Raw genomic sequence first — 22976 nt, 5'->3', positions numbered from 1 at the left:
ATTTTATTTTCTCTATGTTAGTCACTAAAAAATAAAAAAGGATACGGTCTTTTGTAATTTTTTTCAGTTGTTCCCTTGTTGCACTCGCAAAAGAAAATCAGCTATACTGGAAAGAAGTAAGTTATTTGGGAAAGGACGACCTTACGTTATGAATGTTTTTGCCCTCGGCGATCCACACTTATCAGGCGAACCGCCAAGCAAACCAATGTATATTTTCGGCGAACACTGGCGCGGCCATTGGGAAAAGCTCAAGGCCGACTGGGAAAAAAAAGTTACCGACGAAGATGCTGTCCTCCTCGTCGGCGATATCTCCTGGGCAATGAAGTGGCAGGACGCCCTTGTTGATTTAGAAGCAATCGCCGCTCTGCCTGGCCAAAAATATTTGATTCGGGGAAATCACGACTACTGGTGGCAAACAATTGGGAAAATGCAGCGTTTAGCGCCGCCTTCACTGCATTTTATGCAAAATAATTTTTATGAATTACCGGAAAGAAATCTAGCTTTATGCGGTACAAGAGGTTGGATGTTGCCACAGGACCCTAACTTCAAAGAAGCGGACCAAGCAATTTTTGACCGCGAGGTTTTGCGACTTGACGCTTCCTTAGCTGCAGCCAGGAAAAACGGGAATAGTCAGATGATCGTCTTACTACACTATCCGCCTCTCTTCTCACAGACTGATCAAAATAAAATTCTTGATCTTATCGATACTTATGAAGTAACACATTGTCTCTATGGTCACCTGCATGATCAATCGGTCAAAGGCGCTTTTCAAGGCAAGCGCAATGAAACAACCTATCATTTAGTTTCTTGTGATTCACTAAATTTTACTTTAAAACAAATCTAAGAGTGCTTTTAGCACTCTTATTTTATTTTAGCACCATTCAGCCATTCCTGCAGTGCCCTATTAGCCAGCTCATACTCTTTAGGCAAATGAGAAATAAGTGTCGGGATCTTTTCCAATTTCTCATTTTGAAGGCTTACTTCAATTTGACGGCACAGATCAGCAAGGCGTAACGCACCTAAATGAGCACTGGCAGATTTTAAAGAATGAACAGCATAACTAAGCTGGGTCATGTCCCCAGTTTGTTTTGCCCGTTCAATTTCACTTACTGTTTCCGGCATACGCTCACGAAATAGACACACTAATTTGTGAAGTAAGCTTCCTTGATCATCGCCACTCCCCAAGGCAAGATCACGCAGAACGCTTTCTTCCAAAACATTACCGATACCTGGCAGCCAACGACGCAAAATCTGCTCAAGCTGTTTTGCCGTTAAAGGTTTGCTAATATAATCATCCATGCCAGCAGCTAAGCAGATTTGGCGGTCCCCTTCCATCGCATAGGCAGTCATAGCAATAATAGGAATTACATTTTGCTGCGTTTCTTCCGCACGGCGAATCTGTCTTGCTGTTTCAAAGCCATCCATTTCCGGCATCTGACAATCTAATAAGATAAGATCATAATCGCCCGCCCGCCACAGCTCTAAACATTCCTTGCCGTTATTCACAGCTGTCGCCTCAAGCTGCAAAGTTTCAAGATAATGTAAAACAATTTCCTGATTAATCGGATTATCTTCAGCTACGAGAATGCGATAATCATTCGATCTTACACAAGCAAAGTCATTACTCGCTTTTTCCTCTGGTCTTTCTACCACTAAAACTGCTTCGGTCATTTCAGGTTCTTCTTCCAGCGCAATTGGCAAACAAAGAGTAAACCAGAAAGCGGAACCTTTGCCAAATTCACTTGTTACACCAATCTTGCCATTCATTAGCTCAACAAGTCGTTTAGAAATGGCCAAACCAAGCCCCGTCCCGCTGTAACGACGCGAAGAAGTACTTTCTTTTTGGGTAAAAGGTTGAAATAAATCCTGCACGTCCTTGTCGGCAATACCGATTCCCGTATCTTCTACGGTAAATAACAGGCAGACGTTTTCACATGATATTTCTTGTTGCTTTACACTAAGACGTATGGTTCCCCTTTCGGTGAATTTTAAAGCATTACCTAATAAATTTAGTAAAATCTGCTTAATGCGAATGGGGTCTCCCTTAAAATAACGAGCCGCCAAATCTTCACAGGAATATTCAAAGGTAAGGCCTTTTAGCATTGCCATGGGCCGAATCATTTCTAGGGTATCTTGTAGCAAATTAGTTAAAGAAAAACTAAGCGAAGAAAAAGTAATTTTATCTGCTTCGATTTTAGAAAAATCCAAGACATCATTAATAATCACAAGTAAATTTTCTGCTGATAAATGAGCCGCTTCTGCCATTCTTTTTTGTGTATTATTTAGTTTTGTTTTTAGCAGCAAATCAAGCATGCCTAAAACGCCGCTCATCGGCGTCCGAATTTCATGGCTGACCATAGCCAAAAAATCGCTTTTCATCCGATTCGACTGTTCGGCTGTTGCTTTCGCCCGCCTTAGTTCTGCTTCCACTTTATACTGTCCTGAAATATCACGAATAATTTCACATACCATATTCCTCCCCTTCCAAGTAAAGGGAGCTGCAGCAATTTCCACCGGAAATACTGTGCCATCTTTCTTTTTATGCCAATGGAAGGCAGTCTGCTCACTATCTTGTTCCGGTGCAACAGCCATAAGACACTGATTTACCAAATGTAATTCTTGGGAACCGCCATCTAAATTCGCATAAATATCGCGTGCGCACATTTGCAGCAATTCTTCGCGAGTATAACCGTATAGCTGAACTGCCGCTTCATTCACATCAATAAAATGATCTTTCGCAACATCAAACAGCATAATTGCATCTTTTTCTTTTGAAAAGAGTAAGCGATATTTTTCCTCGCTCTCTCTTAAGTCTTGCTCCGCCTCTTTCATCTCGCGAATATCAAATACTAAGCCAATAAGCCCTGTTACTTGATCATTTTCATCGCAAATTGGTACTTTCCGCGTAATGACAGAATAGCTTATGCCGCCATAGACGACTTCCTCTTCGCCAATAAAGAGCGGTCGACCTTCGCGTAAAACGATTAAATCATCTTGCCTGTATTTATCAGCCCGCTTTGCTGAAAACAAATCATAATCAGTCTTGCCAATGATCTCTTCAAGCGAGTAACCAACGGCATCACAAAAAGTCTGATTAGCCATTACATACATGCATCCGAGATTTTTAAAGAAAACTAAAGCAGGGAGAGAATCAAGTAAAGTAAGCACTTCTCGCTGATGACAATTTCGCTCCTGCTTGATTTGGCGCCGCAAACGTTTGTGCTCAGAAACCGCCTCCTCTTGCCCGCGCTTATAACCGGTAATATCAATAACAAAGGTATGGCACAGTTTTTTCTGCAACAAAACGTCGAAGAAAACACGGCTTTTTAAAAGAACATGGCAAACGTTTTCTAGGTTACCAATTTCTAGTTGACAGTCAACAGCTTCTTTGCCAGCAAATAAAGCCTCAAGATAGGCCTGAAAAGCCAGGCGATGTTTTGCCGATAAAATTCCACCAAAAAAACCTGGCGGGACTTCCTGAGCAAACTGATTCATAAACTCGATCCCGAGGGAATTAGCTGCCAAAATTTCGCCTGTTTCTGTAAGCAAAAAAGCACTAATCGGCATAGTTTCATAGAGAGCCCCATAATCAGGCCACAGAACATTGTCTTGGTCCATGCTGCGCCCTCCTATATTACATAATAGGTTCTATAAAAGTTTATGCTGCTAAAAATCGCGACGCAACAAAAAAAGTCGTGGTATACTTATGTACAAAAAGAATTCAAACGGAGGTCCTTATGCATCAATATTTATTTTTCATCGGCGATTTTCCCATTCGCGCCTATGGTTTAATTTTAAGCCTAAGTATAATTTTAGCTACAGGTGTTGCTTATTTTTTCGCCAAACAGGACGGTCGTTGGCATAATCATATTCCTGATATGGGCATATACTGCGGCATTGCCGGGATTGTCGGCGCCAGACTCTGGGATGTGTTCTTTTTTGACTGGGGTTATTACTCCTCACATCTTTTAGAAATCCCCTTTGTCTGGCAAGGCGGCATGGCGATCCAAGGCGGTGTAATCGCTGGGGCCCTAGTTGGCATTCTTTATACAAAAAAACATCATATAGATACCTGGGTTATGGCTGATCTTATTGCCCCAGCGTTGTTGTTAGGACAAGCCATCGGACGCAGTGCCAACCTATTAAACGGTGACGCCTTTGGTCACCCTACAGGCGGTCCTTTCGGCATTATCTATCCATCTACCACCTTAGCCTACCATGTTTATGGCGCACAACCGCTTTGGCCCGCCGAAGTTTGGGAATGCCAGATTGATATCGTGCTTTTTGCTCTGCTGCTTTTCTTTCGCACGACTCATTATGCCAAGGGCCAAGTTTTTATTTTATATGCCATTCTGTACTCCACAGCCCGCTTTTTCTTGGAGTATCTGCGCGGCGACTACAATACGCTTTTATTTGGCCTTAAATCCGCTCAACTTACGAGTTTATCAGTCATTGTGCTAGGCATCATCTTATTCTTTTGGAGCGGACATATCGATCGCAAGTCCCTCAATCGTTGACACTCTTATTTTACTATAATAAAATAATAAAATAAGAAACAACTAATACGTATTTGCCATAAAATAAGGAGGCTTCTTTTTGAATGCACAAACAGAAAACACTATAATGCCAACAGAAACATTAAAAAGAGACATGAAATCACGTCACTTATTGATGATTTCTATTGGCGGTACCATCGGAACAGGCCTATTTGTCGGCTCTGGCCAAACAATCAGTCAGGCTGGTCCTTTCGGCGCCATTCTCGCCTATATGGTAGGCGGTTTTATTATGTATCTCGTCTTACTCTGCTTGGCCGAACTGGCTGTGGCTATGCCTGTATCAGGCTCTTTCCAAAGTTATGCTACGCACTTTATTTCCCCAGGCGTCGGCTTTACCACCGGCTGGCTTTACTGGCTAAACTGGGCCATCTGCATCGCCACTGATTTTACTGCGGCCGGTATTATCATGCATAACTGGTTTCCTAATATTCCGACCTATTTATGGTGCGGTACTTTTGCTATTGTATTAGCTCTGCTAAACCTAGTTTCTGTAAGAGCCTATGGGGAAGCGGAGTTTTGGTTTGCCAGCATTAAAGTTACCGCTATTGTTGCTTTTATTATTTTAGGCGCTGGTATGATGTTTGGTTTTTCGAACCACGGCGCTGCTCTAGGTTTCTCTAACTTCTTTGCCAATGAAACGGGGTCGCTATTTCCGAAAGGCTTTCAAGCTCTTTTTTTAACGATGATTGCCGTAACCTATTCTTTTCAAGGCGCTGAGCTTGTCGGCATTGCTGCTGGCGAATGCGAAAATCCCGGCAAAAATATTCCGCGGGTAATCAATGGAATTACAGTACGAATTATTTTATTTTATGTTTTAGCTATGATTGTGCTCACAGGAACGATTCCCTGGGAAGACGCTGGCGTCTTAGAAAGTCCTTTTGCTCATGTTTTTGGCATGATGGGAATTCCTTACGCAAAAGATATTATGAATTTTGTCGTTCTAACCTCAGCTTTGTCTTCAGGCAATTCTGCTCTGTACGCCTGCTCTCGCCTGTTATGGTCTATGGCGAAAGAAGGACTTGCTCCCAAATGGCTTGGCAAGACCAATAGCCGCAAAGTCCCCTTTAATGGTATATTTATTACACTTGTATTAGCCTTATTATCGCTGTTAACAGAAGAATATGCTGCCGATACTGTGTACTTATGGCTCATGGCTAGCACAGGCCTTACTGGCTGCTTGATCTGGGTCATTATTGGCTGGTGTCAATTACGATTCCGTAAGTCTTTTCTCCGCCGCGGCGGCAAACTAAACGAACTAGGATTTCGCACTCCCTTTTACCCGCTTGTACCTTACTTAACCATCTTCTTTAACCTTGCTGTTGTTATCAGTCTTTACTTTGACGAATCACAACGTATCGTTCTCTATGCAGGTATTCCGATTTTAGCAGCAATTTACGGCTATTATATTTTCTTTTTGCAGCCACGCGTGAATGCCGTAAAAGACCTGCCGATAAAACCTTTATAAGTATAAGATTCGCCAGAAAGATCCATCGACATTTTGCTCCTTTCCCGCTATAATTTAGCCTTGTCTATAAACTTTTCGTGCATTTATAGCGGGAAAGGAGCGGAATTCTCTTGGATACTCTAACGCATCTTGCTTTAGGACTTGCCGTAGCCAGTTTGTCGGGGCATCCCTTTTCTTTGCATGATCCTGTATATCTCGCTGCGCTACTTGGCGCTGAGGCGCCTGATCTAGATATTGTGAGTCACTTAAGAGGTCCTTGGGCTTACTTAAAAACTCACCGCTCATTATCTCACAGTTTTCCTGGTCTTTTGGTTTGGTCGCTGCTCATTGGACTCGTATTATATCTTTACGGCCATGCTTTTACTGCGTCGTTTATGTGGGCCGCTTGCGGCTGCTTCAGCCATATAATATTTGATTATTTTAATACGCATGGCGCCAGTGTGGCTTGGCCATGGCAAAAGCAACGTTTATCTGAGCCGTTGCTCAAAGTATTTGATCCTATACTGCTTTGCCTTATTATCCTCCCTTTTTTACTTGCCCCAGCCTCAGTAAACCAAGGTATTGAATCGCTCTGTTTTGCTGCTGCCTATGTTCTGCTCCAATACCAACTTCGCTATGTTGTCAAAGGTAAGCTACAACAGCACTATAAAAATCAAGCAGCCCGACACATTTATATTATGCCGAGCCTAAATCATGGCTTGTGCTGGGATTATATTTTGCAAAGCGAACAAAAGATTCATCTGGGAAATTACGCTACTTTATCAGGGATTCTTACCGAAAATAAAGTATTACCGATGAGTGAGGAAAATGCTCTACTAGCTTTGAGAACAGGCACGCGCCTAGACCAATTCTTCCAGTTTTTCACACCTTATCCCTACTATTCTGTCACAAAAACCGGGGCAAGTTTCTGTATCACTATTTCTGACTTGCGCTATACTTCGCCAACAGGATTTATTCACTGGGGGTTCATGCACTTTAATCAAAACAAGCAACTAGAAACGACCTATCTATTTACCTACAAACAAAAAATTCTTATAGCGCCATAAATTTTAAAGCTGCCTCAGAATATACTGAGACAGCTTTTTTGGTATTCTTACATCTTATGAGAGGCCTAAGGCTCGCCGTTTTCCTTCGATATAATCCAGATAAATTTCTACGGCTTTATCGGCGGAAGTTTCAATCATGAGTTTTCCTAATCCTAGAGTTTCTGTCGTTTCTGTAAGTGTTTTGACGACTACATCACTGCCTGTTACGGAAGGGACAGGAGCCACATGTACCAGCCAACCCAAAGCAATGGCCGTGCAAGCATCAGCTACAGCTTTTTGCTCTAAATATTCCGGCGCGCCAATTACTAAGGGCAAATCCTTCGTATCCACACCAAGAGCTTCTGCTAGTTCCTTGCCTGTTTGCGTCATCTTGCCAATATCAACACAAGCGCCGTAAGAAAGAACTGGTGGAATGCCAAGTGCTTGGCAAATTTCCTTTAGGCCTGGCCCACATTCTACCGCAGCTTCTGGCCGCGTCAACCCCGTATACTCCATGACCGACGACGTGCAGCCGCCTGACAAAATCAAAACATCTTTGGCAATTAACCCTTTTGCTATGCGGAAGATATTGCTACCGCCCTGACCATAGGCTGCTGTAGTACAACCAACGATCGTCGCAACACCGCGGATTTTTCCCGCCTTAATTGCTTCAAGCAACGGCTCCCACGTACCGCCAAGAGCTTCTTTGACCGATTCGGTACTAAAACCGACCATGCATTTCGTCGTATAGTTTGGTATATAAACAGGCCGATTTTGTTTCTTTCTTTCCTGATAAGCTTCTAAGGCTTTTTGCAAAATCGTCTCAGCTTGTTGTTCCATCTTTTCTGGAACAAAGGCGAGCGTTTCTACCCCAGGTAGCCGAATCACCTCGTGTGTACTAATCAACTTTGTACCAAACCGTTTGCCATAGAGAGGCAAAGTTGGCACAGTACAGTTATAGTCAAACATGAAAAGATCGACGCAGCCTGTAGCAAGCAGATATTCTTCACTCAACCATTCGCCTTCTTGCCCCCGATAGGCTTTCAATTCTTGCATGCCGCGATAATTTAGTAATTGTTGTCCTTCACAGACATGACCTAAAACTTGAATTCCTGCGGCGCCCATCTCCTGGGCTTTTTTCTGCCAAGTTTCTTCCGAGGCTTTCGCAATAAGAACTTGTGCTAAGAGCGGCATATGACCATTTGTTATAATATTGACTTTTTCTTTGTCAAGAAGTCCCATATTCTGTTCCTGTGTGGTAATTTTTTGTGTTCCCATAAGAATTTCCTGTAAAATATCAAGCGCAAAGAGACCTTGATATTCATTGGCTATGCCGAGGCGAACCGCCGTAAGCAAAAAATCAACGGGATCCGCATTCAAATTCGTCATGCATTTCGTCTGAGCCAACGCAACTTCACTATTGCCACCGCCAGGGAAAATCCCCAAATTAGACCAAAGAGTACGCCGTTTCACAGGCGCAAATACTTTCGTTAACAGCGATTCCTCCCAATAGGGCCTTCCGATATCAGCTAAACAAAAATCGGCAAAAGCAATGGCTGCTTCATTCACTTGGGAAAAAGCGCCTAATCCCGCTTCTCGTGCATAAAAAAATAATTTTTCCGGTTCACGAATTTTCAAACCGCTTTCCGGCGAAGTAGCGGCCGCTTTCAATGTTCTCGCGGCTTGACCAGCATGAAATATATTAGCAGCGGTTCCAATTGTTACATGGCGATATACAAAATTTCGCGCCACCATCGTATGTGCGTCAACGCCGCAAGTTCCTCGCGGTACTTTAGGACTGATCCGGCAAGGCCCTTGAGCGCATAGTTGGCATGACAACCCTTGTTTACAGAAATTACAGCGAATTTTTTCTTGTTGACTGTAACGATCAAACACATTGGTAAGTCCCTGCGCATGAACGTGCTGATACATTTCTCGCATCGCCGGATCAATAATAATATTTAGCGGATAATTCTCTTGCCCTTGATCGCCTCGCGCAATATGCTCTCGCTGCCAGGAAAAAACTTCATCGGGGTCAGGCGATGGCGTAATTTCATAGTATTTACGTTGATTTTTATGAATATCAAAATGATCATCCGGCGAATTTGTGCCACTGGCCTCGCCTGCGCCTGACAGTGATTCCATCGGGCCGTGACTCACTTCATCGGTTGAATGAATCAGAGTTTTTTCTTTCTCCATAGATGCCTCCAAGCTATTTTGACATTGCTTTTATTTTGCCTGGAACAGGCCGTCCTATGCACGTTTTCTTTTCAACCATAGACCTGCCGCCAAAACAAAACAAGCAAAAAGTAACGGCAATAACTCTAATAGAGCTGGCCAACTGCTTAACAAAAATCTCGTTTGCTTGTCCGCTCCCGCCATATCACCAGCAGTCCAGCCAAGAAAAATAGAACCAAGCCAAATCAACACAGGCCATTTGCTTAAAGCTTGCTGAACAAGACGGCTGCCAAACATAATAATTGGAATACTAAGAGCAAGCCCCAGAAACAGATAGACCAGATTGCCTTTAGCTACGGCGGCAATCGCAATTACATTATCAAGGCTCATAATAAAATCGGCTGTAATAATCATTTTAATCGCTTCTGCCAAAGAAGAAACGGCGGCAATTCGCTCTTTTGACTCGCTTTCCCCTTGTAACAGCTTTATGGCAATGGAGAGTAATAACAGACTGGCAATCAGCTGAAGATAGGGAACAGAAAGGATAAATACAACGCCAAAAGTTAACAGAACGCGTAACACTACCGCGCCAATACTCCCCCAAAAAATTGCTTTTTTTTGTTTTTGGTGCGGTAAACTACGGCTCGCCAAAGCAATGACCAATGCATTGTCACCGCTAAGCAGCAAATTAATAAAAATAATGCTGGCAAGAATTCTAACAGTCTCCATGGCGCCCTCCGCGTTTATTAGATAAAAGCAAACAACCATCTCTTTATGAGATGGTTGTTCATTCGTCTTATAACTAGTAATTTGCAAAAAAACTTTTTTTACGCAACAAAAGCAATATTGACTTCAATGTCGCCTACAGGCGTCTGCATCGTAATCGCAACAGTTGTAGCCGAACTCACCGACATTAATAAGTTGTCCCCCATAATTAACGAAGGCGGTGAAATATCAAGTTTTACGCCCTGTTCAGAAAAATAGCTTGCCGCTGTCCCTGTAACCATATTCGAAAACTCAGAAATAGCGCTTTGGGCCATTTCATCAAGTTCTGCGACAGGCATGCCCATCATCATGGTTGAAGCAAGTTGCAACGCAGTTGATTTTGCCAAAGAATAGGCCACATTCCCCTGCAATTCCCCGACTAAACCCAACACAGTCGTTACTTCTTTATCAATAGTTAAACCTGATTTCAACTGCATAGCACCTTTATTTACAGGCTGGAGGCCAAACTGACCTAGTACAGTAACTAAAGCCTGCAAAAAAGGATTGATTTGCTCGCTTTTCACGAAGTAAGCCCTCCCCTAAAAGCAACACTCAATTGCAAATTCCCCGGCAAACTTGTAAAAAGCATGGTAGCCGTTTCGATTTTAGGCAAAGCAATCGCTGCATTCTCGCCAGCGAAAACAATAGGCGGTGAAGAACGAAGCGCTAATGAAAACTCATTATTAAGAGTGGTCACGGCATCACCTGTAACAATATTATTAATTTCCGCTAAAGTAAGCAAAACGGCTTCTTCCCGAGCGGATGTATAGCGCGTTCCCGTAATTTTTTCTGTCAAAGCAAGCGCTACTTCCGCTTCGACGTCAAGCATAATTCGTCCGCAGATCTTGCCAGTCAAATGAATTAAGGAAGCCACGCCAAACGAAGTGATAGGCTTGACCGAATAACTTGTTGCACCAAAAGAAGTGCACTGTAGCTTCGTCATAGCAAAAACCATACGAACCAGACTAGCGGAAAAAGGATCCGTCAATCGTTTATCCATGGGCTTTCTCCTTTTCAACAGCTTCTAATAGAGCAGCAAGTTGTTCATCATCAATTGGCTTTTTCAGATAAGCATAAATGCCAAGGGCCTTGGCCTGATCTTGAATCTCTATATCAGCCATGGCACTGACAATGATAATTTTTATGCCTTCGTGAGTTTGAAGAATTTGTTGCGCCGCTTCAAGCCCATTCATCACGGGCATCGTAATATCAAGTAAAATAACATCAGGAAGTGCTTTTGCACACTGTTCTATAGCCTCTTGCCCATCATGAGCAATACCACAGACTTCATAATCTAGTTTTGCCAAAAGATTAGATAACACATAGTGAATCATTGGTGAATCGTCACAAATTAGCACACGCAACTTCATGAATTCGTCTCCTTCGCTATTTTTGAAATGGAACAAGCTGATGAATTCTCTTAGCCATATCTTTTAAGTGAATCACTTCGTCAGCCAAGCCCGCATCAACAACACTGCGGGGCATGCCATAAATAACAGAGCTTTCCTCGCTTTGGGCCAAGCAATAGCAATTACAGGCTTCTTTCATCCGACGAACGCCGTCTAAGCCATCATTTCCCATGCCTGTCAAAATTACAGTAAGTATTTTCTGTCTAGGAAAAGACCGAGCTATCGAATCAAATAACACATCTGCAGCCGGACGTACTCCCTTAACTAAGGGAGTATTCAAAAGCTCTACCGTCTTACGGCCTCGCTCATTTTTTACAGTCATGTGCCAGCCGCCAGGCGCTACAAGAATATGACCTGGCAAAACCGTTTGACCGTTTGTTGCTTCCTCAATCGGCAGTTTGCATACTTTACTTAAAGAACCTGCTAAAAGTCTTGTAAAGTCAGGCGGCATATGCTGCACAATTAAGACAGGACAAGAGATCCTGTCAGGAAGTCCTGAACAGACTTCATTGAGAGCCGCTGGTCCGCCTGTAGATGCAGCAATTAAAATAAAATCAAATGCCACAGGCTCACCTCAGTTTTCTTTAAATTATAAAAATGTTTCGACAGGATCCTACTAATTTCCTGCCCTGAAGCAGCACTTGCTAAAATAATCACTCTATTTCTTTAGGAAGTGACTTGCTCAACGAACAAGGTATCAAGTATAATTAGACTTGATGTTACAAGGAGGCTGTCACATTGAAATACATTTATACACTTGCACTTGGTTTTGTTTTATGGCATTTCAGCTATTTGGTCTATTCTACAATTTACAGCTTAACAGTTATGTTTTTTTACCCATCAAACGAAACCCTTGACTTGGCAGTAAAAGTTATTCTAGTTCCCCTCTGTTTCTGGGGGGCTTATCGTATGGTAACAAAAGAACTTTCGCGTCGTCAGGCTGGAAAAGAGAAAAAAGATCCGGCGAAAGCCAAATAACTTTATAGCTGTAAATAGCCCCGCTGCCCTAGGCAGTGGGGCTATTTCTGTCTAGTATCATAGCCGCGATTTTACCATAGGGTCCTGCCCAAGTAATATCTTTAAATTCAGAACAAGTCAACCAACGCTTAACAGGAGAATTGGCGGCAAGCTCCTTGGGAATCACTTTGGCGCTATAACAATACACTTCCAGGTACCAGCGAATATGGGAAAAGGTGTGAGTCAGCGCACAAAGAAACTCTCCTGTTTCAAATTGAATTCCCTGCGTCTCCCAAAAAGAAGCATTCTCCGCAAGAACTTGCGGCCTTTCTAGCTCTTGCGCCGGAAACTGCCACATACCCGCTAAAAGTCCCCGCTTAGGCCGTTGTATTACTAAATATTTTTCTTTATAAACAATCACTGACGCTGTAACATAGACAGAACGCGGCTGCTTTTTGGGCCGCTTTATGGGCAGTTCTTTTGTCCTCTCAAGCTTAAAAGCCTCACAATATACAGTTAGCGGACAAAGCTGGCACCGCGGGTTACCTGGTATACACACAGCAGCCCCTAAATCCATCAGTGCCTGGTTAAAGTCGCCAGCTTCGCCTTGAGGTAATTGATCGTAAACAAGTTTAGTAATTTTTCGTTTTACTGCTGTTGTACTAATATCTTCCGCAACAGCAAAAAGACGGCTGAATACGCGCATAACATTGCCATCCACAGCAGGACAATCCACTTGAAAGGCAATGCTGGCAATCGCACCGGCTGTATAGTCGCCAACACCAGCCAGTTTTTTGATTTCAGTTGGACAAACCGGAATTTCCCCGCCGTAAGCAGCAGCTACTTCCTGTACGCCTTTATGAAGATTACGCGCCCGACTGTAGTAGCCAAGGCCTTGCCAGTATTGCAGAACTTCTTCTTCTGGCGCAGCGGCCAAACTCTCAATAGTCGGAAATCGGGATAAAAAACGCTCAAAATAAGGAATAACCGCCTCCACCCGCGTCTGCTGCAACATAATTTCAGATACCCATATTTTATAAGGATCTTGATCTCGCCGCCAAGGAAGATCTCGCTTTTCCGCTTTGTACCAAGTTAATAAAGCTTTGGCTAGCTCCATGATCTTCCCCCTTATCTCTTTTAATAAAAAATTCAATACAGTTTATTATAGTAAAAAAGACTCGTCTCGTAAAGACAAGTCTTTTTTATCTTATATAAATATTCCTTAATAAAGATTTATTAGGCAAAAGTTAGTCTTTTACAGTCACCTCTTCACCGTTTAAAATCTTATTCATATTGCGCATAGCGCACATCTTACCACACATCGTACAAGTTTCTTCTTCTTCTGGCGCCGATTCCTGACGATAGCGTCTGGCTTTCTCGGGATCAATGGCTAAATTAAACATAGTCTTCCAATCCACATCGGCTCTTGCTTTGCTCATTTTATTATCCCAATCTCTAGCTCCAGGAATGCCTTTGGCAATATCAGCCGCATGAGCAGCAATTCGCGAAGCGATAATACCTTCTTTCATATCTTCTAAATTAGGCAACCGTAAATGTTCCGCTGGCGTCACATAACAGAGGAAATCGGCGCCATTAGCTGCAGCAATAGCACCGCCAATAGCGCTAGTAATATGATCATAGCCAGGAGCTACATCAGTTACTAGTGGTCCCAACACATAAAAAGGAGCGCCATGACAGAGACGTTTTTCTAAGACCATATTCGCCGCAATCTCATTGAGAGCCATATGACCGGGTCCTTCAATCATAACCTGTACATTTTTCTCCCAAGCACGCTTAGTAAGCTCTCCTAAAGTCATCAGCTCAGCAATTTGAGCTGCATCAGTTGAATCATGAATCGAACCAGGGCGGCAAGCATCGCCTAAACTAATTGTCACATCATAGCGGGCGCAAATATCAAGTACGCGATCATACTGCTCATAAAAAGGATTTTCCGCCTGATTCAATTCCATCCAGGCAAACAGCAGCGAACCGCCGCGGGACACAATATTAGTTAAGCGACGATTGCGTTTGACTCGTTCGGCTGTCGCACGGTTTAAACCGCAATGAATCGTCATAAAATCTACTCCATCGGCTGCATGGCGTTCCACGACTTCAAAGAGCTGGTCAGCTGTCATATCCTTTAGGTCTGCATCATGCATGCCAACAGCATCATACATCGGCACAGTTCCGATCATAGCCGGCGAATAGTCAAGCACACGGCGACGGAACTCCTGCGTCTTGCCGTAACAGCTCAAATCCATGATGGCTTCCGCTTTTAATTCAACGGCTTTTTTAACTTTTTCCATTTCGCTATCTAAGTCGCAACAATCTTTTGATACCCCTAAATTTACATTAATTTTTGTCCTAAGTCCTTCACCGATGCCTTCCGGGCTGAGGCTTTTATGATTCTTATTAGCAGGGATAACTACTTTGCCTGTCGCAATAAGACCTCGCAACTTTTCAACATCCATGCCTTCTTTTTGTGCGACAACTTTCATTTGTTCGGTAATAATTCCTTGTCTCGCTGCATCCATTTGCGTACTATAAGTCATAGTAACACTCCTTCTATTGTTATTTAAGCTTGCTTCATATTTCTTCGAATCTCAATAACTTTGGCGGCAATATCGTCAGCGCCGACAATCTCGGTTACCAAGGCAATACACTTTGCCCCATGAGCCGCAACTTGATTAATATTATCAGCTTTAATACCGCCGATTGCGACAAAAGGAAGATCAATCTCTTTTACGACATAATCAAGATAATCAAAACCAACTGGACTGCACACATCTTTTTTCGTTTTAGTAGCAAAAATGGGACCAACGCCAATATAGTCAGCGCCCCGTTTGACGGCATCTTGCGCTTGCTGTGGCGAATGGGTAGAAAGACCGATTATCATATCAGGTCCCACAATTTGACGGACCAATTCAATTGGTAGATCTTCTTGTCCAATATGTACCCCGTCAGCTTTCACAAGTTTGGCAATTTCAATATCGTCATTTACAATAAAGGTCGCGTTATATTCTTGCGTAAGAGCGCGAATCTGGCGACATTCTTCATACTTATAGCGCTGCTTTTTCTCTTTTTCCCGATACTGAATAATTTGAATGCCTGCTTGTAACATGGCTGTGACAATATCTATGTTACTACGGCCTTGGGAATAAACTTCACCAGTCAATCCATATAAGTCTGTTCCCAAACAATCTTGCTTTTTCATAAGAACACTCCTTTCCCTAAATCATGCCTAAGGCGTATCGCAAAACTACATCAGCCTGTTTAGCCGCCGCCACTGCCACACGCGGCGCTAAAGGCGGCTGATCGTCCCCTACACCTGTCACTAAATCACCAATTAAAAAGAAGCGTTCTTTTATCTGGTGAATCGTAATTGCATCACTGTCGCCCATTCCAGCAAGTCCGGAAGCCCCTACAAGCAGTTTATCGGAAGAAAGCAACGCTTCAATAATTTTCTTCTTATATTCGGCCTTATCAAAGGCTTCAATGACCACCTGGCAATCCGCAAAAACCCTGCTAAAATCATCAGTATCCAATTTTTGATCTACCGTATGAATTTGCACCGCCGGATTAATGGCCGTCAAATTTTCCCGCAGCATCGCAACCTTTAAAGAACCAATCTGCCGGGAAAAGTAGTATTGACGGTTTAAGTTGCTTGGCTCAAGCACATCAAAATCAGCAATCGTAAAGTCGATAAAACCACTGCGCACTAAATGAACGGCGCAGTTCGAACCAAGCCCGCCAGCTCCGGCTATACCAATTTTAAAACTTTGAATCTTAGCCAAAGCCTCACAGCCAATCATGCTCGCCAAAGACGTTTCGAAAGCGTTCACAAGAGACCTCCTTTACCTGCTCCAAAGGGGCTGCCAATCCTTCATAACTGGTTGACAACCTTGCCGTAAAATAGCGTCTTTCATGGCAGATACACCCCGTTCATCCGACGTGTCGAACTGACCAGCATTTTTCTGATGCGCTATATGTCCGCCGACAACAGTGCAAGCCCCTGCCGACATTTTTGTTACACCGATTCCCATCATATGATCACGCATAACTGGAGTTTCACGCGATGACATCGTAATACCAGAGTAAGGCATAAATAATCGATAGGCCAAAATATATTGGACCAAATTTTTATCGGTCACAGCGACAGGTGGCTGAAATTCACCCGTATGAGGCCGCATGCGGGGAACCGAAATACTCACATCTACCGCTGGATACTTCGTCTGCAAATACATTGCATGAAGCCCTGTTTTAAAACACTCCTGCCGCCATTGATCGAGTCCAAGCAAGGCCCCGATCGAAACCGACGCCATGCCGCTTTGACAGGCCCGTTCCGGCGCATCAAGGCGAAAGCGGTAATCTTTTTTCGGTCCTTTCAGATGCAGTGTATCATAAAGCGCCGCATTATAAGTCTCCTGAAACATGGTCATATTATCAACGCCCGCTTGGACAAGCTGTTCATATTCTGCTTTGGTCAAGGAATAAACCTCAATGGAAATAGAGGAAAAATATTTTCGAAAGATTTTAGTACATTCTTCCATATAGTTCACTGAAGCAATCTGCGGTGCATCTCCCGTTAAAAAAACAATATGTTTTAATCCGGTTTTTGCTACAGCCTGCGCTTCAAGCTCTACTTCTTCTAAGGTTAAATGATTGCGTTTGAGCTCCGTATTTAAAGCGCTAAAGCCACAGTAGCGGCATTGATTGCTGCAAACATCAGATACGTAAATTGGCGTAAACAATAGAATCGTTCTGCCGAAGTGGCGTGCTGTAAGATCCTTAGCCTTCTGCGCCATAGGCTCTAAAAAAGCCTCAGCAGCTGGCGCTAACAGCTTCATATAATCGGCTAAGGAGAGATGATCCTTGCGCAATACCTGCGCTACATCCTGCTCCGACACAGCGGCAAAAAAGGCCGGAAAATCAAAGGAATCATACTCTTGCAGGGCGTCAAAGACGCTCCCCTTATTCATGTAAAAACCCTGTGAGCGGCGACGATGCTCGCGCTAGAGTCTGATCTACGCCTAACCCAGCTAAAAATGCCTGTCGTCCGGCGGCTACCGCCTGACCAAAAGCTTTTGCCATTAAGAATGGATTGGGAGAACTGGCAATCGCCGTATTCAGCAAACAAGCTGACGCGCCCATTTCCATAGCTTCCACGGCATGAGACGGCGCTCCAATCCCTGCATCAACGATAATCGGGAGTGAAATCTCCTCAATGAGAATTCGAATTAATTCTTTCGTTTTCAAGCCGCGATTGGTGCCAATCGGCGCGCCTAACGGCATAATAGCAGCAGCTCCGGCATTTACTAACGCTTTTGCTACCATTAAATCGGGGCTGATATAAGGCAAAACGATAAAACCTTCTTTCGCTAAAACCTCGGCAGCTTTTACAGTTTCATAGCCGTCAGGCAACAAATACTTACTGTCAGAAATAACTTCAATCTTAATCCAATTCCCACAGCCGGACGCTTTCGCTAAACGAGCCAGACGAATCGCTTCTTCTGCTGTTCTAGCGCCTGATGTATTGGGCAGTAATTGCATATGATCTGGTATATTTTCTAAAATATTATCTTGTTTTGCTTGAAAATCGATACGCCTGAGTGCCACTGTAATCACTTCGGCGCCAGATGCCTCGGCAATAGCCGGGATCAACCTATCATCACTATATTTCCCTGAGCCAATAAATAAGCGACTAGAGAGCTTTCTCCCGCCAAGTTCAAAAAAATCTTCCTGCTGTTGCATAATTAACCGCCTCCGACAAAGCGCAACACTTCAATCGTATCTTGATCTTTAACAATTGTTTGAGCCAATTCGTCGCGCTTTATAATTATTTGATTTAATTCCACTATGACTGTGTCCAAATTGATTTTTTGCTGCGATAATAACTCTTCTAGTGAAACTTCTGCTGCAAAAACAACCTCAGCTCCATTCAAACGGATTTGCATTCGCCTCACCTCACTTGCTAAAAAATCGCAAATAAAAAAGCTCGCGATCCAACATAGGCGCGAGCTTAAACCAAGCTAAGTGCGTGCTTCCCTACGCTGGTATTAACCAGATCAGGTTCAAAGGGTCGAAAAATCTTTCTCTCAGCCGCCAACCGGCTCCCCTAGCGAACTATTAATTTATCTGTATTATAGTACAGCCTTATCGCTTTGTAAAGAACTATTGGCTGCTTCCCTGTCCCTGATTTGTATCTTCGGCAAATTCGCTAAGGGCCTGTAAAATTTTAAACTCAGGCTCTTTTGCCAAAGAAGCGATAAAAGCCCGACGAACATCAGGCTGGTTAAAAAGTTGCACAAGCTGCGGCCTTACTTCCGGACTTTCTAAATGCTCTGCCAAAACCTTAGCAACCTCCGGTCGCTTTAAATACTCCAACATTTCCTGGCTTCCCTCGGGCGATTTCAGATAGCGCAAAACCTGCGCCGCCAACAGATCTTGTATGGCTGGATTATCCATGCTTGTTTGTACAAGTGTCATAACAGCTCGCTGTTGAATATAATGACGGTCAAGCCACAGAAAGCTGCCAACTGCGATAAGTAGGCCTGAAATGAGCCCTACTAATATACTGCTAAAAATTTTTCCCCGCACTTTCTTCACCTCAATCTTCTGCTTCACTTCTTACCATACCCGCTTACGTTTTTTTTATTCTTCGTATAACTCTTGTAAGTTTAGGCTATAGTAAGAAAAACAATAGGAAAGAAGGATAGGCAATGACTTTTAAAGATATGGCCAATTCTGAGCCGCAAAAAAAATCGCGTCCGGCAGGAGCGTCAGTGCAAAAATCAGCAAAAACAGATACTGAGACTGCCAAAGAACAGAAAAAGTTCCCCTGTAAAAACTCTCTGCCAACTTAAAAAGAACAGTCAGGCTCAACTAAACAGCCTGACTGTTCTTTTTATTGGTTTGAGACAAAACGACTCAAAAACGCATAAGCTACAAAAAAGCTATGGTGGTGAAACTATGCGACTGAAATGCCCCAAATGCCAGAAAAACTATTTTTGGGGTAAAGGCTGCGCCTACCCTTATCAATACTTTCATACATGTCGCCGCTGGTGGTGGAATTACCATCCCTACTGGTGGAATTACTTCTACTAAAAGGGACTTACGCCATCTCTTCCATTAACGAAAGCACCGAATTCGGCTGACTCAAGTTTCTGTCGATAAGCGTTCCCTGCGCCAAAGCGGGCAAGGATTCCTCTAATGTCATTCTATCAGTTTGATAGATAACGCCAAGCGGAATTTTATCACCCCATTGCCCGGCAATGGCGCTAGCCTTAGCAAAATCAGTTTCATCATAATCGGACAAGGTATCCACTTTGTAGATTCTCTCTTGATACCATTGATACGTATTAACATGATTAAATGATACGCAAGGTTGCAGAATATCGACAACAGCAAAACCTTTATGCTGAATTGCCATAGCCATCGTTTCGCTCAAATGCGCCAGATCAGCTGAATAGGATCTAGCGACAAAAGTCGCGCCAGCTTGCAAAGCAAGTTGAACAATGTTTACAGGCTTTTCTAAATTACCTAGCGGCGGCGGTGTGAATTTCGTTATCGCCCCTAGATCACTAGTAGGCGAGGCCTGTCCTTTAGTCAAGCCATATATCTGGTTGTTATGAATAAAATAGGAAATATCTAAATTTCGCCGTGCTGTGTGGATAAAATGCCCCATTCCAAGGCCCATGCCGTCGCCTTCGCCACCTTCGGCAATTACAGTCAGCTTATGATTAGCTAACTTCAATCCTGTAGCCACAGGCAGCGAACGACCGTGAAGCGTTTCAATACGGTATGTATTCACATACTGACTTATTTTGCTGGAACAACCGATTCCTGTAACGAGAGCCGTCTGTTCCGGATCTAATTCAAGCAGTTGAAAGGCTTTTTTCAGAGCGGCATGAATACCAAAATTACCACAGCCTGGGCACCATGTAGGAACATAAGGTAAAGTATATTGATCCATTATACTAGCACCTCCTTGATTTTATCGGCGATAGCTTTAACACTAAATGGTCTAGAATCATATTTAAAATAAGTAAAATCTGGTTTTATTCCGGTATAAGAACCCAAGAGCAAGCCAAGCTGTCCTGTTTTGTTGCCTTCAATCAACAATGTTTTTTTCGCCTTTTGTAAAACAGCCTCAACGGCCGCTGTGGGAAAAGGCGAAGGATACAAAACTTGTAGATAATTCACAGAAACGCCTTGTTGCGCTACTTCATCCATCGCTGCTAAAATCGCGCCTTTAGAAGACCCCCAACCAATCACCGTCAAATCGGCCATCTCAGGACCGTGCAGTTTGACAGAAGGAATTTCCTTAAGCAAATCTTCAACCTTATTAAATAGCTTATCCGTACCTTTTTCCGTAATGCTTGGTTCTTCTGCCGCATATTCCCGGTTTCCCGAGCTATAAAATCCGTCAGCGCCATGAGTATAACTTGTGGCTATATGACGACCACCCTTCTGACCGGGAAAAGACCGCGGCGATACGCCGTTTTCCGTTAAACTATATCGTAAATAAGGTTGATGGCTCGCCAAGTAATCCTCATCAGCGAAACATCTTTCAATTGCAAGGCCGCTTTGATCAAAAAAGTCCTGAACCCAGCTGGAATCCGCCAAATATTTGTCAGTCAGAATAATGGCAGGCATTTGATATTTTTCAGCTAAATTGAAAACCCGAAATGTTTCATAGAAACACTCCTCTACATCACCTGGCGCTACAATCAAGCGAGGAAACTCTCCTTGCGAGGAATAGTAGACGAAATTCAAATCAGCCTGCGCTGTCCGCGTAGGCAAACCAGTACTTGGGCCACCTCGTTGGGCCAGTACCATTACAACAGGGATTTCTGCTTGCGCCGCAAACCCTAGCGCTTCTACCATCAGAGCAAAACCGCCGCCGCTCGTGGCGCCGATTGCTCTTACACCGCCGAAACCAGCACCAATGAGCATATTCATTGCCGCAATTTCATCTTCAGCTTGCTTGAAAACTAAACCGTAGGCAGCCCCGTGGTCTGCTAGATAAGTAAGCACACTGGAGCCAGGCGTCATTGGATAGCCTGCAGCAAAAGTTACACCTGCCGCCAAAGCACCGAGCGAAATCGCGTCATTGCCATTAATCAGCATTTTCTTGCGATCAGTTTTTTCAAAAGCAAAAGGAAATTGCTTGCTAACTTTATATTCATCTTGCACGGCAGTAAAAACCTTATGAAACAGCGACATGTTTTTTTCTAGCACATCGGCTTTTGTAAACTCGCTAGCGAAAACATGAAGAATTGCTTCACTAGAAAATCCGGTTAAAGCGCAAAAAGCAGCAAGCATCGCGCTATTGACCATAACTTTCTCATCGCCACTTTCTAGCGACTGAACTAACTTAACAGGAAAAACCTGAACTCCTTCAGGCAATTTCACTAAATCAGGTTTGACTGCACCGTCATCATACAAGGCCACAGCCCCAGGTTTTAGTTTGTTTATATTTTGATCCCAAGCAGGCTGTGAAAAAGCGCCGAGAAAATCCAGCTCTTCATCATAAGCGCCTTGAGGCACAGAACCAATCTGTACTAAGCAGTCATTTAAACCGCCTTTGATAAGGGAAGGATACTCGTTAACTACAATAGCCCACAAACCATAGCGGCTAGCCGCCTTGGCCACGGTAGAGCCAGCGCTCATTACACCGTACCCTGCTTGTCCGCCAAACATGGCAGTAAAAGATTTTTTTGACATTCCTGTTCCCCCTTTATTTCTTATTATAAATAAACATTCGCCAAACTTATAAACAAGCCTTCTAATTAAATTATATTTTCTAAAAAATATTGTTTATTATTTATGTAAATCTTTTAATGGATTTTTATCGTACGCCTAAAAAAATAAACCAGACAAAGCCTACCGGCTAGTCTGGTTTATTTTTTCATTATGATTGGGTCAAAGAATAAAAGCCTAAATAAATCATTAAAGCTAAGACAATAAGCCCATAAATATAGTTTGCCTTTGAATTATTCGGATGATCAACTGGGCGAAAAACCATCGTATCTCCTCCATATTTCTGCTAAATTCCGCTTTTTAGAATTCATACATTCTCATCCACTGCGTCTTAAACAAGAAGACTTCACAATAATATGCTCTGCTGCAGCCTTGGCGATAATGGCAGCGCAAACGCGGGCATCGCTTAAAGCTTCATGATGATTTAATTCTACTGCCAAATGAGCAGCCACAGTATGAAGCTGATGATTTTTTAGCTGAGGCCAAGCTTTTCTGGCGACATCGAGCGAATCAATCACTTGAAATGCTGGCACAGGTAATCGATAATAAGCAAGAGATTCTAATAAAACCGATTCGTCAAACCGTGCATTATGGGCCGCAATAATTTGTCCTTCAATGTAAGGAACCACTTCTGCCCATATTTCGCGAAAGGTCAAAGAATCTCTTACCTGATTATACGTAATCCCATGAATATCAGTAAACGTAAACGTCGGGGTAGGCGGTCGAATAAACCAAGATTTTTCCTCAATAATCTCGCCTTTTTCTACTAGGGCAATCCCAAGCTGACAAGCGCTATAATGCCTAGGATTCGCTGTTTCAAAATCAATGGCCGTAAATCGTTCTGGACACATAGCGCCTC

General features: G+C 43.3%; 24 protein-coding genes and 1 riboswitch. Of the genes, 6 read left to right on the top strand and 18 right to left on the bottom strand.

The annotated features are described in order from the left end of the window. The first annotated feature begins 148 nt into the window (after positions 1–148). Positions 149–844: a metallophosphoesterase gene (locus tag AC0NJP_RS01680; RefSeq protein ID WP_474038279.1), complete on the top strand. Its 696-nt coding sequence runs from the start codon at positions 149–151 to the stop codon at positions 842–844. A gap of 17 nt (positions 845–861) precedes the next feature. On the opposite strand, the gene AC0NJP_RS01675 is transcribed toward AC0NJP_RS01680, so the two are convergent. Continuing rightward, positions 862–3618 carry a PAS domain S-box protein gene (locus AC0NJP_RS01675; protein WP_474698567.1) on the bottom strand — a complete coding sequence of 919 codons (2757 nt, stop codon included), beginning with the start codon at positions 3616–3618 and terminating at the stop codon, positions 862–864. Between the two features lie 119 nt (positions 3619–3737). Between AC0NJP_RS01675 and lgt the strand changes: the two genes are divergently transcribed. The 3 genes from lgt to AC0NJP_RS01660 all read left to right on the top strand — a co-directional run bounded on the left by lgt (position 3738) and on the right by AC0NJP_RS01660 (position 7067). Next, positions 3738–4517: a prolipoprotein diacylglyceryl transferase gene (lgt, locus tag AC0NJP_RS01670; RefSeq protein WP_474698566.1), complete on the top strand. Its 780-nt coding sequence runs from the start codon at positions 3738–3740 to the stop codon at positions 4515–4517. Between the two features lie 79 nt (positions 4518–4596). After that, positions 4597–6021, top strand: coding sequence for an amino acid permease (locus AC0NJP_RS01665; protein WP_474698565.1), 1425 nt, complete (start codon positions 4597–4599; stop codon positions 6019–6021). Positions 6022–6131: 110 nt separating this feature from the next. Next, positions 6132–7067: a metal-dependent hydrolase gene (locus tag AC0NJP_RS01660; RefSeq protein WP_474698564.1), complete on the top strand. Its 936-nt coding sequence runs from the start codon at positions 6132–6134 to the stop codon at positions 7065–7067. Between the two features lie 54 nt (positions 7068–7121). Here AC0NJP_RS01660 and cooS read toward each other — a convergent pair whose 3' ends face one another. The 6 genes from cooS to AC0NJP_RS01630 all read right to left on the bottom strand — a co-directional run bounded on the left by cooS (position 7122) and on the right by AC0NJP_RS01630 (position 11963). After that, the gene (gene cooS, locus AC0NJP_RS01655) at positions 7122–9245 is read right to left on the bottom strand and encodes an anaerobic carbon-monoxide dehydrogenase catalytic subunit (protein ID WP_474698563.1); all 2124 of its coding nucleotides are present in this window, start codon (positions 9243–9245) and stop codon (positions 7122–7124) included. Positions 9246–9299: 54 nt separating this feature from the next. After that, positions 9300–9953: a TerC family protein gene (locus tag AC0NJP_RS01650; RefSeq protein WP_474698562.1), complete on the bottom strand. Its 654-nt coding sequence runs from the start codon at positions 9951–9953 to the stop codon at positions 9300–9302. 98 nt (positions 9954–10051) lie between these two features. Beyond that, positions 10052–10513, bottom strand: coding sequence for a chemotaxis protein CheX (locus AC0NJP_RS01645; RefSeq protein ID WP_474038272.1), 462 nt, complete (start codon positions 10511–10513; stop codon positions 10052–10054). Beyond that, positions 10510–10989, bottom strand: coding sequence for a chemotaxis protein CheX (locus AC0NJP_RS01640; protein ID WP_474698561.1), 480 nt, complete (start codon positions 10987–10989; stop codon positions 10510–10512). The genes AC0NJP_RS01645 and AC0NJP_RS01640 overlap by 4 nt, the downstream gene beginning before the upstream one ends. Further along, complete coding sequence (locus AC0NJP_RS01635; protein WP_474698560.1) at positions 10982–11359, bottom strand: response regulator; 378 nt, start codon at positions 11357–11359, stop codon at positions 10982–10984. Before AC0NJP_RS01635 ends, AC0NJP_RS01640 begins: the two co-directional genes overlap by 8 nt. 16 nt (positions 11360–11375) lie before the next feature. Beyond that, positions 11376–11963: a CheB methylesterase domain-containing protein gene (locus AC0NJP_RS01630; RefSeq protein WP_474698559.1), complete on the bottom strand. Its 588-nt coding sequence runs from the start codon at positions 11961–11963 to the stop codon at positions 11376–11378. A 173-nt stretch (positions 11964–12136) separates the two neighbouring features. Between AC0NJP_RS01630 and AC0NJP_RS01625 the strand changes: the two genes are divergently transcribed. Then, the gene (locus AC0NJP_RS01625; protein ID WP_474038268.1) at positions 12137–12376 is read left to right on the top strand and encodes a hypothetical protein; all 240 of its coding nucleotides are present in this window, start codon (positions 12137–12139) and stop codon (positions 12374–12376) included. Positions 12377–12404: 28 nt separating this feature from the next. Here the strand turns inward: AC0NJP_RS01625 and mutY are convergent, their stop codons facing one another. The 8 genes from mutY to AC0NJP_RS01585 all read right to left on the bottom strand — a co-directional run bounded on the left by mutY (position 12405) and on the right by AC0NJP_RS01585 (position 18979). After that, entirely contained in the window at positions 12405–13472 is a 1068-nt protein-coding gene (gene mutY / locus AC0NJP_RS01620; RefSeq protein WP_474698558.1) for an A/G-specific adenine glycosylase, read from the bottom strand. 130 nt (positions 13473–13602) lie between these two features. Continuing rightward, complete coding sequence (thiC, locus tag AC0NJP_RS01615) at positions 13603–14907, bottom strand: phosphomethylpyrimidine synthase ThiC (RefSeq protein ID WP_474698557.1); 1305 nt, start codon at positions 14905–14907, stop codon at positions 13603–13605. 23 nt (positions 14908–14930) lie between these two features. Then, positions 14931–15569 (bottom strand): thiamine phosphate synthase, encoded by a 639-nt coding sequence (thiE, locus tag AC0NJP_RS01610; protein WP_474698556.1) that lies wholly within the window; start codon positions 15567–15569, stop codon positions 14931–14933. Positions 15570–15585: 16 nt separating this feature from the next. Next, entirely contained in the window at positions 15586–16197 is a 612-nt protein-coding gene (gene thiF / locus AC0NJP_RS01605) for a sulfur carrier protein ThiS adenylyltransferase ThiF (protein ID WP_474698555.1), read from the bottom strand. A gap of 12 nt (positions 16198–16209) precedes the next feature. Next, the gene (thiH, locus tag AC0NJP_RS01600; RefSeq protein ID WP_474698554.1) at positions 16210–17334 is read right to left on the bottom strand and encodes a 2-iminoacetate synthase ThiH; all 1125 of its coding nucleotides are present in this window, start codon (positions 17332–17334) and stop codon (positions 16210–16212) included. Further along, positions 17327–18106: a thiazole synthase gene (locus AC0NJP_RS01595; RefSeq protein WP_474698553.1), complete on the bottom strand. Its 780-nt coding sequence runs from the start codon at positions 18104–18106 to the stop codon at positions 17327–17329. Before AC0NJP_RS01595 ends, thiH begins: the two co-directional genes overlap by 8 nt. A gap of 2 nt (positions 18107–18108) precedes the next feature. After that, positions 18109–18309: a sulfur carrier protein ThiS gene (thiS, locus tag AC0NJP_RS01590; RefSeq protein ID WP_474698552.1), complete on the bottom strand. Its 201-nt coding sequence runs from the start codon at positions 18307–18309 to the stop codon at positions 18109–18111. 71 nt (positions 18310–18380) lie between these two features. Continuing rightward, positions 18381–18482, bottom strand: a riboswitch (TPP riboswitch). A gap of 44 nt (positions 18483–18526) precedes the next feature. Continuing rightward, positions 18527–18979 carry a hypothetical protein gene (locus AC0NJP_RS01585; RefSeq protein ID WP_474698551.1) on the bottom strand — a complete coding sequence of 151 codons (453 nt, stop codon included), beginning with the start codon at positions 18977–18979 and terminating at the stop codon, positions 18527–18529. Positions 18980–19074: 95 nt separating this feature from the next. Here AC0NJP_RS01585 and AC0NJP_RS01580 point away from each other — a divergent pair, with 95 nt between their 5' ends. Beyond that, the gene (locus tag AC0NJP_RS01580; protein ID WP_474698550.1) at positions 19075–19218 is read left to right on the top strand and encodes a hypothetical protein; all 144 of its coding nucleotides are present in this window, start codon (positions 19075–19077) and stop codon (positions 19216–19218) included. Between the two features lie 248 nt (positions 19219–19466). Here AC0NJP_RS01580 and AC0NJP_RS01575 read toward each other — a convergent pair whose 3' ends face one another. From AC0NJP_RS01575 to AC0NJP_RS01565, 3 genes are all read right to left on the bottom strand, one after another. Beyond that, positions 19467–20327, bottom strand: coding sequence for a 2-oxoacid:ferredoxin oxidoreductase subunit beta (locus tag AC0NJP_RS01575; protein WP_474698549.1), 861 nt, complete (start codon positions 20325–20327; stop codon positions 19467–19469). Next, the gene (locus AC0NJP_RS01570; RefSeq protein ID WP_474698548.1) at positions 20327–22081 is read right to left on the bottom strand and encodes a 2-oxoacid:acceptor oxidoreductase subunit alpha; all 1755 of its coding nucleotides are present in this window, start codon (positions 22079–22081) and stop codon (positions 20327–20329) included. Before AC0NJP_RS01570 ends, AC0NJP_RS01575 begins: the two co-directional genes overlap by 1 nt. A 353-nt stretch (positions 22082–22434) precedes the next feature. Beyond that, positions 22435–22968 carry a 3'-5' exonuclease gene (locus AC0NJP_RS01565; protein WP_474698547.1) on the bottom strand — a complete coding sequence of 178 codons (534 nt, stop codon included), beginning with the start codon at positions 22966–22968 and terminating at the stop codon, positions 22435–22437. Positions 22969–22976: the final 8 nt, after the last annotated feature.

This window comes from Pelorhabdus sp. sgz311002 (genome assembly GCF_056134285.1).
Note: the sequence above shows the minus strand (reverse complement) of the source record. Positions and strands in the feature narration are given on the sequence as shown.

What these genes read in the sequence shown, in the direction of transcription:
- AC0NJP_RS01680 (WP_474038279.1), top strand. Translation starts at nt 149, where the DNA reads ATGAATGTTTTTGCCCTCGGCGATCCACACTTATCAGGCGAACCGCCA.
- AC0NJP_RS01675 (WP_474698567.1), bottom strand. Translation starts at nt 3,618, where the DNA reads ATGGACCAAGACAATGTTCTGTGGCCTGATTATGGGGCTCTCTATGAA.
- lgt (WP_474698566.1), top strand. Translation starts at nt 3,738, where the DNA reads ATGCATCAATATTTATTTTTCATCGGCGATTTTCCCATTCGCGCCTAT.
- cooS (WP_474698563.1), bottom strand. Translation starts at nt 9,245, where the DNA reads ATGGAGAAAGAAAAAACTCTGATTCATTCAACCGATGAAGTGAGTCAC.
- AC0NJP_RS01650 (WP_474698562.1), bottom strand. Translation starts at nt 9,953, where the DNA reads ATGGAGACTGTTAGAATTCTTGCCAGCATTATTTTTATTAATTTGCTG.
- AC0NJP_RS01640 (WP_474698561.1), bottom strand. Translation starts at nt 10,989, where the DNA reads ATGGATAAACGATTGACGGATCCTTTTTCCGCTAGTCTGGTTCGTATG.
- AC0NJP_RS01635 (WP_474698560.1), bottom strand. Translation starts at nt 11,359, where the DNA reads ATGAAGTTGCGTGTGCTAATTTGTGACGATTCACCAATGATTCACTAT.
- mutY (WP_474698558.1), bottom strand. Translation starts at nt 13,472, where the DNA reads ATGGAGCTAGCCAAAGCTTTATTAACTTGGTACAAAGCGGAAAAGCGA.
- thiC (WP_474698557.1), bottom strand. Translation starts at nt 14,907, where the DNA reads ATGACTTATAGTACGCAAATGGATGCAGCGAGACAAGGAATTATTACC.
- thiE (WP_474698556.1), bottom strand. Translation starts at nt 15,569, where the DNA reads ATGAAAAAGCAAGATTGTTTGGGAACAGACTTATATGGATTGACTGGT.
- thiH (WP_474698554.1), bottom strand. Translation starts at nt 17,334, where the DNA reads ATGAATAAGGGGAGCGTCTTTGACGCCCTGCAAGAGTATGATTCCTTT.
- AC0NJP_RS01595 (WP_474698553.1), bottom strand. Translation starts at nt 18,106, where the DNA reads ATGCAACAGCAGGAAGATTTTTTTGAACTTGGCGGGAGAAAGCTCTCT.
- thiS (WP_474698552.1), bottom strand. Translation starts at nt 18,309, where the DNA reads ATGCAAATCCGTTTGAATGGAGCTGAGGTTGTTTTTGCAGCAGAAGTT.
- AC0NJP_RS01580 (WP_474698550.1), top strand. Translation starts at nt 19,075, where the DNA reads ATGACTTTTAAAGATATGGCCAATTCTGAGCCGCAAAAAAAATCGCGT.
- AC0NJP_RS01575 (WP_474698549.1), bottom strand. Translation starts at nt 20,327, where the DNA reads ATGGATCAATATACTTTACCTTATGTTCCTACATGGTGCCCAGGCTGT.
- AC0NJP_RS01570 (WP_474698548.1), bottom strand. Translation starts at nt 22,081, where the DNA reads ATGTCAAAAAAATCTTTTACTGCCATGTTTGGCGGACAAGCAGGGTAC.
- AC0NJP_RS01565 (WP_474698547.1), bottom strand. Translation starts at nt 22,968, where the DNA reads ATGTGTCCAGAACGATTTACGGCCATTGATTTTGAAACAGCGAATCCT.